Genomic DNA, 14552 nt, shown 5'->3' with positions numbered 1-14552 from the left:
AGACCGGCGAGACAGCGGACCAGACGGCGAAGGAGCGGGGCGTGCAGCCACCCGAAGCGGCGGCCGGCAGCTCCCCGGAGACGGGAGCGCGGTCCGACGCACCCGCTTCCGGCGCCGAGGCCGCGGCCTCGCCCGACTCCCCCGCCGCCCCCCGCGGCAGGGCCGCCTCCGTCTCGCCCTCCGGCGCCACGGCCGTCTCCGCGCCGCACGGGCGGGGGGACTTCGAGGCGTGTGAGGCCGCTGCGTCCATCGAGCGCGTCTCGGTGGACGAGCCGCTGCTCCCCGCGCGCGTGCACCGGCCCTCCGACCTCGTACGGCTGATCAGCGGTGTGCTGGCCATCGCGATCGTGCTCACCATCGCCGCCATCGCCCACCACACCACCTCCGGCCTCGAACAGGACATCAGCAAGGGCTCCGACCAGGCGCCGGACGTACTGATCCGGCTGGCCGGTCTGGTCTCCTCCATCGCGGTGCTGATCCTGCCGGTCGCCTTCGCCATCGAGCGGCTGATCAAACGCGACGGGCTGCGCATCGCGGACGGGGTGCTCGCGGCCGTGCTCGCCCACGGCGCGGCCCTCGCCACCGATCTGTGGGTGGCCAAGTCGGCGCCCGAGTCGATCACCAGCGCGCTCACCCAGCAGTCCGGCTCGGGCGGGCTCACCGATCCGGTGCACGGCTATCTCGCCCCGGTCATCGCCTATATGACGGCCGTCGGGATGGCCCGCCGACCACGCTGGCGGGTCGCCCTGTGGGCGGTGCTGCTGCTCAACTCCTTCGCGGTGCTCGTGGGCGGCCAGACGACCGCCTTCTCGATCCTGGTGACGGTCCTGATCGGCTGGACGGTCGCGTACGGAACGCTGTACGCGGTGGGCTCGCCCAATGTCCGGCCCACCGGCCAGACCCTCCTCGCCGGACTGCGGAACGTGGGCTTCCGGCCGCTGACCGCGATGCGCGCCGAGGACGTACCGGACTCCATGGAGCAGGGCGACCGGGGCCGGCGCTACTTCGTGACGCTGGAGGACGCGCCGCCGCTCGACGTCACCGTCGTCGACCGCGAACAGCAGGCCCAGGGCTTCTTCTACCGGGCCTGGCGCCGCCTCACCCTGCGCTCCATCACCACCCGCCGCTCCATCCAGTCGCTGCGCCAGGCGCTGGAGCAGGAGGCGCTGCTGGCGTACGCGGCGATCGCCGCCGGGGCCCACGCGCCGAAGCTCATCGCCACCTCCGAGCTCGGCCCGGACGCCGTGATGCTGGTGTACGAGCACACCGGCGGGCGCTCGCTGGACTCGCTGGGCGACGAGGAGATCACCGACGACCTGATGCGCAGCGCCTGGCGGCAGGTGCGCGCGCTCCAGTCGCGGCGCATCGCCCACCGCCGGCTGGCGGGGGACGCGATCCTGGTGGATCGTTCCGGCACGGTGATCCTCACCGATCTGCGCGGCGGCGAGATCGCGGCCGGCGACGTGGTGCTGCGGATGGACATCGCCCAGCTGCTGGTCACCCTGGGGCTGCGGGTCGGCGCCGAGCGCGCGGTCGCCGCCGCCGTCGAGGTACTGGGCCCGGACACCGTGGCCGACAGTCTGCCGCTGCTCCAGCCGATCGCGCTGAGCCGCTCCACGCGCGCGACGCTGCGGCGCCTGGCGCGCGAGCAGGCGCAGCGCGAGCGCGAGGCCGTCATCGAGGCCTCGCTCGCGGCCAAGGAGGCCCGGGCCGCCGAGGCGGCGCTGGCCCGCCAGCGCGAGGCCGAGGTGTCGAGCCCCGTCGAGCCGCCCCCGGCCGCCGGGGAGGAGCGCAAGGCCGGACGGGCCGAGAACAAGGCCGTGCGGGCCGAGAAGAAGGCCGAGAAGGAGGCCATCGACGAGGCGCTGGAGAACGCGCGCGAGGACGATCTGCTCACCCAGATCCGCGCCCAGGTGCTGCTGATCCGGCCGCAGGCGCCGGTGGAGCCGGTGCGCCTGGAGCGCATCAAGGTCAAGACGCTGCTGACGTTCGTCGCCGGTGCGATCGCCGCGTACTACCTGCTGGTGCAGATCACCCACATCAAGTTCGGCGATCTCGTCGCGAACGCGCAGTGGGGCTGGGTGGCGGCGGCCGTGCTCTTCTCCGCGCTCTCCTATCCGGCGGCGGCGGCGAGCCTGCTGGGCTTCGTACCCGAGAAGGTGCCGTTCGGGCGGGCCGTGATCGCGCAGGTGGCGGGCTCGTTCGTGAAGCTGGTCGCCCCCGCGGCGGTCGGCGGCGTCGCCCTCAACACCCGGTTCCTCCAGCGCGCCGGGGTCCGCCCGGGCCTGGCGGTGGCGAGCGTGGGCGCCTCCCAGCTGTTCGGCCTCGCCTCGCACATCTCGCTGCTGCTGGTCTTCGGCTATGTGACGGGCACCGAGAAGACGCCGGACCTGTCGCCGTCCCGGACCGTGATCGCCGGGCTGCTGACGGCGGCGGTGCTGATCCTGGTGGTCACCGCCATCCCCTTCCTGCGGAAGTTCGTCGTCACCCGGGTCCGGTCGCTGTTCGCCGGAGTGGTGCCGCGCATGCTGGACGTGCTCCAGCGCCCCCAGAAGCTGCTCACCGGCATCGGCGGCATACTGCTGATCACCGGCGCCTTCGTGATGTGCCTGGACGCGTCCATCCGGGCGTTCGGATCCGGCGCCAACACGCTCAGCTACGCGAGCGTCGCGGTGGTCTTCCTCACCGCCAACGCGCTGGGCTCGGCGGCCCCGACGCCCGGCGGTGTCGGCGCGGTCGAGCTGGCGCTCTCCACGGCGCTGACCATCGCGGGCCTGCCGGCCGAGACGGCGGCCTCCGCCGTGCTGCTCTACCGGCTGCTCACCTTCTGGCTTCCGGTGCTGCCGGGGTGGCTGTGCTTCAACTACCTGACCCGCAGGGGCGAGCTCTGAGCGGCCCGCGCCCCGCCCGCTGCCACCCGCATGGCCTGCGGTTTCGCGCGGGGCGCGGCTGACGGGCCCACGATGGGGAGCATGGAGAACCCCGCCGCGTCGCGCGCCGCCGCTCTCGCCACCGCCGCCCTGCTGCTCGCCGCCACCGGGTGCTCCGACAGCGGGACCAAGGAGTCGTCCCCGGCCAAGGCCTCGTCGCTCGCCTCCCAGAAGCTGAGCTGGAAGAAGTGCGGCGCGCCCTCCCAGGCGGAGGGCACCGGGGAGGCGCCCTCGCCGCCGCCCGGCGGGGGCGAGTGGAAGTGCGCCACCCTGCGCGTGCCCCTGGACTACGACAACCCGAAGGCCGGGTCGGCCGAACTCGCGCTCATCCGGGCCGAGGCCCGCGACAAGAACCGGCGCATCGGGTCGCTGATCTTCAACTTCGGCGGGCCCGGCGGCTCCGGGGTGACCACCCTGCCCGCCGCCGCGGGCGACTACGACAAGCTCAGGGAGCGCTACGACCTGGTGAGCTTCGACCCGCGCGGGGTGGGCTCCAGCGCACCCGTGCAGTGCGAGAGCGACAGCCAGCTCGACCGCTACTTCGCCCTGGACTTCACGCCCGACGACGCGGCCGAGGAGCAGTCCCTCACCTCCAACATGAAGTCGTTCGCGGCGACCTGCCAGTCCAACTCGGGACGGGTCCTGCCCCATGTCGGCACGACCAGCGCCGCGCGCGACATGGACCTGATGCGCCAGGTCCTGGGTGACGACAAGCTGTACTACTTCGGCATCTCCTACGGGACCGAACTGGGCGGGGTGTACGCCCATCTGTTCCCCCAGAACGTCGGCCGGGCCGTCTTCGACGCCGTCGTCGACCCCACCAGCACCTCCGAACAGGGCGCGCTCGGCCAGGCCAAGGGCTTCCAGCTCGCCCTCGACAACTTCGCCCAGGACTGCGTGAACCGGGGCGACAAGTGCCAGCTGGCCGGGGCGGACGTGAAGGAGGTCGAGGCCGGCATCGTCAAACTCCGCGCCGACCTCGACAAGCAGCCCATCCCCGGCAGCGGCACCCGCATGCTCACCCAGACCGAGGCGACCAACGGCATCGCCCAGGCCCTCTACTCCAAGGAGTACTGGCAGCTTTTGGAGCAGGGCGTGGACGAGGCGCAGGGCGGGAACGGCGCCCTGCTCCTCGCCCTGTCCGACGCGATGAACGGCCGGGCCAAGGACGGCACGTACAGCAACATCCAGGCGGCCAACACCGCCATCAACTGTGCTGATTTCAAGGACCGCTTCTCACTGGACCAAACGAAGGCCAAGCTGCCCGAGTTCCGCAAGGCGTCCCCCGTCTTCGGCGACTTCCTCGGCTGGGGTCTGCTCAGCTGCACCGCCTGGCCGGTGCCCGGGCAGTGGAGCACGCCGGACGTCAGCGCCCCGGGCGCGGCGCCGATCGTGGTCGTCGGCAACACCGGCGACCCCGCCACGCCGTACGAGGGCGCCAAGCACATGGCGGAGAAGCTCGGGTCGGGCGTCGGGGTGGAGCTGACGTACAAGGGGCAGGGGCACGGCGCGTACAACAGCGGCAGCAAGTGCGTGCAGGACGCGGTGAACACGTACCTGCTCGACGGCAGGACGCCCGCGGCCGGAACGGTCTGCCAGTAGCCCCGGCGCCCGTGCACAGGGCCCGCCGGGCCGTTGTCAGTGGGTCCGCCTACGATGAGGGGACTTGATTCGCAGATCCGAATCCCGCTGGTCGCACGGGCCTGACGGCCGGTGCGCGGCGGGGCCTGTGGGGGGCGTCCATGAACAGACTTGTACGTGTACGGGCAGGAGCGCTGGCCGCCGTCGCCGTGCTGGCGGCCGGGCTCCTGGCGGGCTGCGACTCCGGCGGGAAGTCCTCGGACGCGAGCTCCCCGCCCCCCACCAAGGCCTCCGCCGCGCCGACGGCTAGTGCGGACGACAAGGCCCGGGCGCTTCCGGCCGTGCTCACCGGGCAGCGGCCGCGGTGGAGTTCGTGCCAGAGCCCTGGCTGGCAGTGCGCCGAGGTCAAGGTGCCGCTGGACTACGCGAAACCGGCCGGTGACACCATCTCCCTCGCGCTCGTGCGCAAGCAGGCGCGCGAGAAGGACAAGCGGATCGGCTCGCTGCTCTTCAACTTCGGCGGCCCCGGCGGCTCGGGCGTCGAGATCCTGCCGCGCGCCGCGAAGACCTTCACCTCCCTCAACTCCCGCTACGACCTGGTCGGTTTCGACCCGCGCGGCGTCGCCAAGAGCGCCGGCGTGGTCTGCCGGGACGACAAGGAACAGGCGGAGGCCGAGCGGCGGATCGACGCCACCCCGGACACCGCGGCCGAGGAGGCGGCCTTCCTCAAGGACGGCGCCGCCGTCGCGGCGGGCTGCCGCAGCCGCTCCGGGAAGGTCCTGCCGTATGTGGGGACGAGCAACGCGGCCCGGGACATGGACCTGCTCCGCCAGGTCCTCGGCGACGCGAAGCTCAACTACTTCGGAATATCGTACGGAACCGAACTGGGCAGCACCTACGCCCACTTGTTCCCGCACCAGGTGGGGCGGACCGTGCTGGACGCGGTGGTCGACCCGACCGCCGACTCGGTGGGCCACGCCCGCAACCAGGCCACCGGTTTCCAGCGGGCGCTGGAGGACTATCTGAAGTCGACCGGCCAGGACCCGAAGCAGGGCACCGAGCAGATCGCCAAGCTCCTGGGGCGCCTGGACGAGCGGCCGCTGCCCACGGCGGGCGGCCGCAAGCTCACCCAGACGCTCGCGCTGACCGGCATCGTCATGCCCCTGTACTCGAAGGAGAGCTGGCCCTACCTCACCCAGGCGCTCGGCGAGGTCCAGGAGCGCGGCACCGGCAATCTGCTGCTCGCGATGGCCGACTCGTACAACGACCGCTCCAAGAGCGGGCACTACGGCACGCAGAGCCACTCGCAGCGGGCGATCTCGTGCGACGACAGCAAGGCCCGGCCGACCGCCGCGCAGGCGCGGGCGCTGCTGCCGGAGTTCCGGAGGATATCGCCGGTCTTCGGGGAGTTCCTGGCCTGGGACCTCGCGGGCTGGTGTGCCGACTGGCCGGTGCCGGGCGAGCGGGATGTGCCGGAGGCGAGCGCTCCGGGAGCGGGCCCGGTCCTGGTCGTGGGCACCACCGGCGACCCGGCGACGCCGTACGAGGGCGCGAAGCGGATGGCGGACAAGCTGGGCGCGGGCGTGGGGGTGCTGCTGACCAACAAGGGCGAGGGCCATGGCGCGTACAGCGAGGGCAACACCTGTGTGACGCGGACCGTCGACGCGTATCTGCTGGAGGGCAAGGTCCCGGCGAACGGAACCGTCTGCTCGTCCTAGCCGAGCGGGCGCGGCCTGGCCTCGCCCGGGCCGGGCGGCCGTCAGGCCTGGGCGCGCCTGAGGGTGCGCAGGATCAGCCACTGGTCGCCCCAGGCCATCGCCGTCCCCAGTACCGCCATCACCACGCCGACGACCAGGCTGCCGCTCGCCGCGCCCATCGCGAGGCCGCCGAGGCTGAGGCCGAAGCGGACCGCGAAGCGCAGGGCGAGCAGGCCGAGAGCGAGCACCCGGGTGCGCTTGTTCTTCCAGAGCGCCCGCATGTAGCGCATCCGCGCCCTGAGCACGGTGAGGGTGAGGGCGATGTTCACGACGGCGACGACCGGGATCGCCCAGTAGACGACCGGGTACGCGCGGGCGATGTCGAAGACCCCGGCGAAGCAGCCGACCAGCGGGAAGTACCAGGTGGGCAGGCCCTTGATCTCCGGGCGGGCGGCGCTCGGGGCCGGCGGCGCGGTCTCCGTCCGGGCCTCGGCTCCGGCCGTGCGGACCTGGTTCTCGACTGCCACCGCGCTCATCACAGTGCCCCCTTCGCGTGCGCTCTCTCGCTGACAACAGAGAGCTTCGCTCAGGGGGCACCGGGCACGGCAGAGATGACCGTCCCGGGTCCGGCAGGACAAATGTCCTACGGCCCGGGACCGGCACCTGGATCAGTAGACGGGCTTCTCCGGCTCGATCTGGTGGACCCAGCCGATCACACCGCCGCCGACGTGGACCGCGTCCGCGAAGCCCGCGGACTTCAGGACCGCGAGCACCTCGGCCGAGCGGACGCCCGTCTTGCAGTGCAGCACGATGCGCTTGTCCTGCGGCAGGTCCTGGAGGGCGTTGCCCATCAGGAACTCATTCTTCGGGATCAGCTTGGCGCCCGGGATGGAGACGATCTCGTACTCGTTCGGCTCGCGGACGTCGATGATCTCGATCTTCTCGTCGGCGTCGATCCACTCCTTGAGCTGCTTGGGAGTGATGGTCGAGCCGAGCGCCGCCTCCTGGGCCTCCTCGGACACGACGCCGCAGAAGGCCTCGTAGTCGATGAGCTCGGTGACGGTCGGGTTCTCACCGCAGACCGCGCAGTTCGGGTCCTTGCGGACCTTCACCTGGCGGTACTGCATCTCCAGGGCGTCGTAGATCATCAGTCGGCCGACCAGCGGCTCGCCGATGCCCGCGAGGAGCTTGATGGCCTCGTTGACCTGGATGGAGCCGATGGACGCGCAGAGCACGCCGAGCACGCCGCCCTCGGCGCAGGAGGGGACCATGCCCGGCGGCGGGGGCTCCGGGTAGAGGCAGCGGTAGCAGGGGCCGTGCTCGGACCAGAAGACCGAGGCCTGGCCGTCGAAGCGGTAGATCGAGCCCCATACGTACGGCTTGTTGAGCAGCACGCACGCGTCGTTGACGAGGTAGCGGGTGGCGAAGTTGTCCGTACCGTCGACGATCAGGTCGTACTGGCTGAAGATGTCCATCACGTTCTCGGCCTCGAGCCGCTCTTCGTGCAGGACCACGTTCACGTACGGGTTGATCCCCAGCACCGAGTCCTTGGCGGACTCGGCCTTGGAGCGGCCGATGTCGGCCTGGCTGTGGATGATCTGGCGCTGCAGGTTCGACTCGTCGACCTCGTCGAACTCGACGATGCCGAGCGTGCCGACACCGGCGGCGGCCAGGTACATCAGGGCCGGCGAGCCGAGGCCGCCGGCGCCCACGCACAGCACCTTGGCGTTCTTCAGCCGCTTCTGCCCGTCCATCCCGACATCGGGAATGATCAGGTGGCGCGAGTACCTGCGGACCTCGTCTACGGTGAGCTCGGCAGCCGGCTCGACCAAGGGTGGCAGCGACACGGAATCTCCGTCGGTCGGTATGTCAGTACGGTTGTTCTTCCCGTAACACTGCCACGCCACTTCTCATTCCGAGATACCTGGTCCGATCCGCGAGACGATTTCGTCCCAGTAGCCGGGCAGTGTCTCGAAGGGGTTTATCTGTCCCCCGGCGTCGCCGCGGTCGGTGAAGTAGATCGTCCCCGCGCCCTGCCAGCGGGCGATCCGCAGGGCCTCGTCGAGATGGCCACGGGGTACGCCGTGGACGAAGTGGCAGAAGCGCTCCGCCGGGTGGTCCGCGGTCCATTCGGCCACCTGGGACCAGCGGTACTCGCTCCACGGGCCGGTGAAGGTGACCAGTTGGTCGGCGGTCTCCGCGTAGCCGGGGTAGGGGTGGGCGCCGTGGCCGAGGACCAGGTGGGCGCCCTCGCGCAGGGCCCGCAGGGTCGCCGTCGTGCGCCGCACCTCGGGCAGCGCGTCCCGGTCCGTGGGACAGCGGTCCAGCAGGAAGCCGTCGACGCGGTACCAGTCCAGGAAGCGCTGGGCGTCGGAGATCTGCTCCCCGAAGGGGCGGGTCCCGTACGCGGTGTCGAGGTGGCCGAGGACCCGGATGCCCGCGTTGCGCAGCTTTCCGGCGGCCTCCAGACAGTGCGGGTCCGGCCGGCAGCCCGGCCCGTCGGCGACGTTCAGTACCGCCCAGTGCAGCGGGGTGCCCGGGCGGGTCAGCTCGGCCCACTCGACCGGGGCGAGCAGCGGGTGCGCACAGCCGGGGACGCCGAAGCCGAGCCGCCGCCCCGAGGTCGCCGCGCGCGTGGCTCCGGTGGTGGTCAGATGCGGCACGCCGCCTCCATCCAGATGTCGGCCAGCGACTCCTCCAGGTTGATCCGGGGCCGCCAGCCGAGCCTGTCGCGCGCGGTGCGGACGTCGGCCTGCTGCCAGCTGCCGCACCCGTCGGGGTACGGGGCCGGGGGCGCCGCCAGATGTTCCATCACGGCGTCGGCGGACGGGCGGGGGGCACCGATGACACCCGGTCGCAGGCCGGGACCGGCGTCCAGCTCGTGCAGCGCGCCGCCGTACCCGGCGACCCGGGCGAGCACGGCGGCCGCGTCGCGCAGCTTCACCGAGCGGCCGGTGCCGATGTTGACGACGCCCTGGGCGGCCGACAGGGAGGCGGCGTGCACGGCGCGGGCCACGTCGCGGACGTCGACGAAGTCGCGCTGCACCCCGAGCCCGGCCAGCTTCAGCTCCCCGTCGCCGGACTGCATGGCCCGGCGCATCGCCTCGGCGAGACGGCCGAGCGGGGATCCGGCGGGGGTGCCGGGCCCGACGGGAGAGAAGACCCGCAGCACGATGGCGTCCAGGCCGGAGCCGAGGACCAGTTCGGTCCCGGCGAGCTTGCTCACGCCGTACGGGCCGCCGGGGCGGGGCACCGCGTCCTCGGCGGTGGACGAGCCCGGCTGGGAGGGCCCGTATTCGGAGGCGCAGCCGAGCTGGACGAGGCGGGCGCCGCAGCCGCTGCGGCGCAGCGCCTCGCAGACGGTGGCGACGGCGACCGTGTTGTGCCGGGTCAGCTCGCGGGCGCCGCCGCGGGTGGCGCCGGCGCAGTTGATCACGACCCCGGGGTGGACGGCGTCCAGGAAGCGGGTGAGGGCTCCCGGGCTGCCGGAGGCCAAGTCGAACCGTACGTCGGCGTCGTCGCCGCGCCCGAGCGCGGTGAGCTGGACGGCCGGGTCGGCGAGCAGGCGGTCGGCGACGAAACGGCCCAGATATCCGTTGGCACCGAGCAGTAGCACCCTCATCGCGCGGCCTTTCCGTGCGGTCGGCAGCAGGCCGGGGGCAGGGCGGTCATGTGTCTCGTTCTCCTTCGGGCATCAACGCGCGTCAATGCGTGTAGTGCTGTTCGGGGGTCGGTGGGCGTACGGAGTGGGCCGAGGCGCGGGCGAGGACCGCGGTGGCCCGGGTGAGCAGGGCGAGGGCGGCGGCGCCGCAGACACCGGCCGGGACGGCTCCCGCGCCGCCCGCCTCGACCACGGCGGTCACCGGGCGGGCGAGGGCGGCGCAGCCCGGCAGCCGGCCGGCGAGCACCAGGGCGAGGGCGGCCGCCTCGGCGCAGGCGGCCGCGCGCAGTCCGGCGATGGCGGCCGGGGCGAAGCCGTGCAGGGTGAGCAGCCGGGCCAGGAAGAGCAGGGCGCCGGGAGCGGCGGCCGAGGCGAACGAGCCGTGCCCGTACACGAGTCGGCCGGTCAGCAGGACTGCGGTGAGGGCGCCCAGGAACACCGCGACCGCGCCGAGCAGCAGCGGGCGGGAGCGGTCGGCGAACTCCTCCAGGCCACGGCTGGTGGCGAGGCCGCGCCGGGCGCGTACGGCGAAGAGGCGGGCGCACCAGGTGGCGGGGGCCAGCGCCAGGGTGAGGCCGACCGCTGCCGCCGGGTCGGCGGCCCAGCCGTCCGGGGTGCCGGGGGCGCCGTCCGGGCCGCCCGCGACCAGCGCGTCCAGCAGGCCGTTGCCCGCGACGGCGTAGCCGGCGAGCCAGAGCGTCCACGGCAGCCCGGCGCCACGGCCGGTGCGCAGGGGGCCGCGGCGGACGGCGTACGCGAGGGCGGCGCCCACGGCGGCGGCCCCGGCGGCGATCACCGCGAGGCGGGCGCCGCCGACGGTGAGCCGGGCCGCCGTCACGGTGAGCGCGCACAGGGCGCCGGGCAGCAGCGCGCGCAGCACCCGGAACAGGCGCCCGGCGGGCTGGGGCGCGGGCTCCAGGTCGTGGCGCGGCGGTTCGGTGCCGCGCGGCACGCGCGCGTAGAGCTCCTCGGCGAGCGAGAACACGTCGCGGTGGCGGAAGCGCGCGGCGGTCCGGTCGGTCACGCCGTGCGCCTCCAGCCCGGCGGCGATCTCCAACGGGTCGACGGCCCGCTCGCACAGCTCCCGGTGCCGGTGCATCAACGCCTTGACGGGGTCGGCGGGGCCCCTGCGGCGGGGGCGGGCGGCCGTCGCGGAGGGCTGGTCCGGGGCCGCGGGCCCCCGGGCCGGGGCGGGGGGCTCGTGGGTGGCCGGGGCGTCGCCCCAGGAGGAACCGGGGGCGGGGCGGGCGGAGTTCGCGGCGGGGCGCGCGGCCGTCGGGCCGGCGCTGTCCGTCGGCTCGGCCGTCCGGCTCACTCCGCCCGCCGGACTCGGGCCCGGCCTGTCCGCCGCACCGGCCGTCGGGCCCGCGCTGTCTGGCGGGCTCGTCCTGTTCCCGGGCCTCCCGCCGCCTGCCGAACCCGCCCCGTCCGCGTCCGCCGAACTCCCCGCCAGCGACCCCGAGTCGGGGCGCTGGACCGGGAGGCGCTGGCCCCGTACGCCGGTGGGGCGCTTCGGGAGCGGGTCGGACAGCAGGGCCTCGGAGCGGATGTCCCAGGCGCCCGCGCTCTCCGGGGCGCGCGGGATGTCGTTGTCGGCGGGGCCGTCCGTGGGCCGGGTCGTCGGCGGGAGGGTCATCGGGTCGCCTCCTCTGCGTGGGCGGAGCCGGAGCGGCCGAGGCCGGGCGGGTCGGAGGCGGCTGGGGCCGAGTGCCCAGGTGCGGTACGGAAGGGGCTGGAGTGGCCAGTTGGACGACGACCGGGTCCGGCGAACCCGCCGGGGCCCATCACGGCCGTGTCCGCGAGGTCCGCCGCGTGGCCGGTCGCACGCGCCGCCACCGCCGTGTCCGCCAGGTCAGCCGCCCGGCCGGTCGTGCGGTCCGCCACCGCCGTGTCCGCCAGGTCCGCCAGCCGGCCGGTCGCACGGGCCGCGCCCTCGCTCCGCACTCCGCCGCCGCGCACGCCCGGTTCCGTCAGGGCCGGGTCCGCCGCCCCGGCGGTCGTGCGGTCCGCGTCCGCGCCCGGCGCTCCCCCGCCGTACGCGCGCGTGTCCGCCACATCCGGACCCGCGACCGGGCCGGTCGTACGGGCCTCGCCCCGCGCCCCCGCGTCCGCCCAGCTCGGGGCGTACCCGGCCGCCGTGGACGGGGCGGCCAAGGCCGCCCAGCTGCCCCTGACATGGGCCTCGGCCGGGTGGGCGAACGGTACCGGGGCGCCGTTCTCGTCCAGGGTCTCCCGGTGCACCGGGGAGTGGGACATCAGCTCCAGGTAAATGCCGCGAAATGCCGCGAGGTTCTGCTCGACGGTGAAGAGTTCGAGCGCGCGGGCCCGGGCGGCGGCGCCGAGCCGCTCACGCCGTTCGGGGTCGCGCAGCAGCGCCACGCACGCGTCGGCCAGCGCACGGGGGTTGCGCGGCGGCACCACGAGCCCCGTGCCGCCGATGACCTCGACCACCGCGCCCGCGTCCGTCGACACCGTGGCCCGGCCGCAGAACATCGCCTCGACCAGGCTGACCGGGAAGCCCTCGACGACGCTGGAGAGCACGACCACGCTGCCGGACGCGTACGCGTCGGCCAGTTCGGGGGCGCCGGGGCCGCCGATCTCCTCGAAGGAGACCGGGTTGTCCCCGACCGCGTGCGCGTCCACGGCCTCGTCCGGGAAGAGCTGGGCCGCCAGAGCCCGGCAGTGGGAGAGATAGGCGGCCGACTCGGGCGCGAGGGAGGAGAAGGAGGAGCCGGGAGCGCCCAAGCCGTCGGCGCCGCCCTGGTATCCGGCGCCGAAGGCGTACGCCCCACCGGCGTATCCGGCGCCACCGAAGCCGTACGCGCCACCGGCGTATCCGGAACCGCCGGTGCCGTACGCACCGCCCGGATATCCGGAACCGCCGAACGCGTACGCGTCACCCCTGGACCCAGAACCGCCCACGCCATGATCAGCGCCCGCGCATCCCGAGCCGGACCCGAACCCGGATCGGTACCTGTACCCGGATCCGGACGCGCTCTCCGCGCCGCCGACGCCATACCCCGTACCGCCCGCGCGCCCAGCCCCCGGCGCCCCCGGCCCGTGCCCCGGACCGCCCGCGTACACCGAGCCCGCACCACCGGAACGGCCTCCACCGGAACGGCCTCCGCCGGAACGGCCCGCGCCGGGCCCGTCGAAGTCCGCCGTACCGAACACCTGGCCGCGAGCCGAAGCGCCGCCGGCACGCCCGCCCGGCCCCGGCGCACCGCGCCCCGCACCCGGCGCGTCGCCGTACGGCATCGACACCGGGCCGTACGCGTGCGTGCCGGGGGCGGTCCCCGGTGCCTGCGCCGCGTAGAAGATCCGCAGCCTCGCGTCCGGCTCCGCGCGGCGGATCTCCGCGAAGGCGTGCAGCAGGGCGATGAGGTCCTTGGTCGGGTCGACGCGGCCGACCCAGACCAGGGTGGCCGGGTCGCCCCCGCCGGTGTCCTCGCCGACCGTCTGGAAGCGGTCGGCGGCCATGCCCGGGTACACCGTGCGCAGCTTGGCGCGGTCGGCGCCGCACTTCTCCTGCCAGCGGCGGGTGTGGGTGTTGCCGGGGGTGATGAGCGCGGCCCGCTCGTACACCTCGGCGGCGAGCCGCCGGTGGAACGCGGCCGTCAGCGCCCGGACCGGCACGCGCGCGTCGCCCGCCGCGAGGTAGTGCGCGCGCAGCTGCACCCCGTACTCGGTGACCAGGAGCGGGACTCCGAAGAAGCGTTTGGCCAGCAGTCCCGGGAGGGCGGCGCAGCCGCCTCCGGCCGCGTGGCAGAGGTCGACGTCGCCCAGGCCCGCCGCGTCGTACCAGTCGAGCGAGAGCGGACGCAGGGCGCGCTCCAGCAGGTCGGCGAAGGCCAGGTAGTCGGGGACGCGAGCGGCCTGCACCGCGCGGCTCGCGCCGGGGGTGCGGCAGGCGGCCTCCAGGACCCGTACGGCCGTCTCGGAGCGCAGTGCGCCGGACAGCCCGCCGCACTCCCTGGCCAGGTCTGCCAGTCCGTACAGCGCGTCCGCGAACCGCGACGGGCCGCCCGCGGGGGCGCCGTCGGGCCCGCCCGCCACGGACCCGCCCGCCGCGGCCGCGTCGAAGGCGACCGTCAGCGCGTCCGGGTCGCCGGCACGACCGGCGGGCCCGGGCGCCTCGGCGCCCTTGTCCGGCCCGCTGCCGCCCGGCCGCTGCCCGGGGACACCTGCCGGCAGCCCCTCGCGGGCCGGGGTCGTCGGCGCGCCCGGCTGCCCGCCGTCGCCGTCCGCCCCGCCCGGGCCGGCCATGCAGATCGCTCCCGCCAGCTCGCGCAGACAGGTGGCGAACCGGTCCCGTTCGCGGCGGCCGAGGCGGCGGGGCGGCTGGGAGCGCGTACGGAAGCGGCCCCCGTCCTGCGCCGCCCACAGTGGGGCCGTACGCACCCGGCGGACCTGGGGCGGCAGGGCCACCCAGCCGCGTTCCTCCTGCGCCGCCGAGCGGCTCAGCGCGTATATGTCGAACTCGTGCCGCGCGAGCCCGCGCACGAGCCGGTCGCACCACAGCCTGGACTCGCCGGTCGTGTACGGATAACCGCCGTCGGTGAGCAGTCCGATCCGCAATGTACGCACCCCCGATCTCCCTGGTGGGCGGCCGCCGGTGCACCGGCGACTCGCAGCGGGAAGAACGTAAGCGGATACGGCGGTGGCGCGATGGACGGTTGTCCA

The 14552-nt window shown here is 74.3% G+C and carries 8 protein-coding genes and 1 pseudogene; 3 read left to right on the top strand and 6 right to left on the bottom strand.

Annotated features, from left to right (window positions below; all coding sequences use genetic code 11):
• Nucleotides 1-41: 41 nt before the first annotated feature.
• The 3 genes from ABD236_RS20310 (at nucleotide 42) to ABD236_RS20300 (ending at nucleotide 6229) form a co-directional block, all read left to right on the top strand.
• A complete protein-coding gene (locus tag ABD236_RS20310) occupies nucleotides 42-2891 on the top strand; it encodes a lysylphosphatidylglycerol synthase transmembrane domain-containing protein (protein WP_425543911.1) in 2850 nt (949 codons plus the stop codon).
• Between the two features lie 81 nt (nucleotides 2892-2972).
• The gene (locus ABD236_RS20305) at nucleotides 2973-4532 is read left to right on the top strand and encodes an alpha/beta hydrolase (RefSeq protein ID WP_344075208.1); all 1560 of its coding nucleotides are present in this window, start codon (nucleotides 2973-2975) and stop codon (nucleotides 4530-4532) included.
• Between the two features lie 140 nt (nucleotides 4533-4672).
• Nucleotides 4673-6229, top strand: a complete 1557-nt coding sequence (locus ABD236_RS20300) for an alpha/beta hydrolase (protein WP_344075207.1) — start codon at nucleotides 4673-4675, stop codon at nucleotides 6227-6229.
• A gap of 41 nt (nucleotides 6230-6270) precedes the next feature.
• Here ABD236_RS20300 and ABD236_RS20295 read toward each other — a convergent pair whose 3' ends face one another.
• The 6 genes and pseudogenes from ABD236_RS20295 to ABD236_RS20270 form a co-directional block, all read right to left on the bottom strand.
• Nucleotides 6271-6744: a hypothetical protein gene (locus ABD236_RS20295; RefSeq protein WP_344075206.1), complete on the bottom strand. Its 474-nt coding sequence runs from the start codon at nucleotides 6742-6744 to the stop codon at nucleotides 6271-6273.
• Between the two features lie 132 nt (nucleotides 6745-6876).
• Nucleotides 6877-8055: an adenylyltransferase/sulfurtransferase MoeZ gene (moeZ, locus tag ABD236_RS20290; protein ID WP_344075205.1), complete on the bottom strand. Its 1179-nt coding sequence runs from the start codon at nucleotides 8053-8055 to the stop codon at nucleotides 6877-6879.
• A gap of 63 nt (nucleotides 8056-8118) precedes the next feature.
• Nucleotides 8119-8871, bottom strand: a complete 753-nt coding sequence (locus ABD236_RS20285; protein ID WP_344075204.1) for a spherulation-specific family 4 protein — start codon at nucleotides 8869-8871, stop codon at nucleotides 8119-8121.
• The gene (locus ABD236_RS20280; protein ID WP_344075203.1) at nucleotides 8859-9830 is read right to left on the bottom strand and encodes an NAD-dependent epimerase/dehydratase family protein; all 972 of its coding nucleotides are present in this window, start codon (nucleotides 9828-9830) and stop codon (nucleotides 8859-8861) included. Before ABD236_RS20280 ends, ABD236_RS20285 begins: the two co-directional genes overlap by 13 nt.
• 82 nt (nucleotides 9831-9912) lie before the next feature.
• Nucleotides 9913-11505 (bottom strand): hypothetical protein, encoded by a 1593-nt coding sequence (locus ABD236_RS20275; protein WP_344075202.1) that lies wholly within the window; start codon nucleotides 11503-11505, stop codon nucleotides 9913-9915.
• 629 nt (nucleotides 11506-12134) lie between these two features.
• A pseudogene (locus tag ABD236_RS20270) lies at nucleotides 12135-14447 on the bottom strand (DUF3492 domain-containing protein); the annotation flags it as partial.
• Nucleotides 14448-14552: the final 105 nt, after the last annotated feature.

Origin of the sequence: Streptomyces crystallinus (assembly GCF_039521265.1) — a bacterium.
Lineage (GTDB): Bacteria > Actinomycetota > Actinomycetes > Streptomycetales > Streptomycetaceae > Streptomyces > Streptomyces crystallinus.
This window is presented reverse-complemented; position numbering and strand designations above follow the sequence as displayed.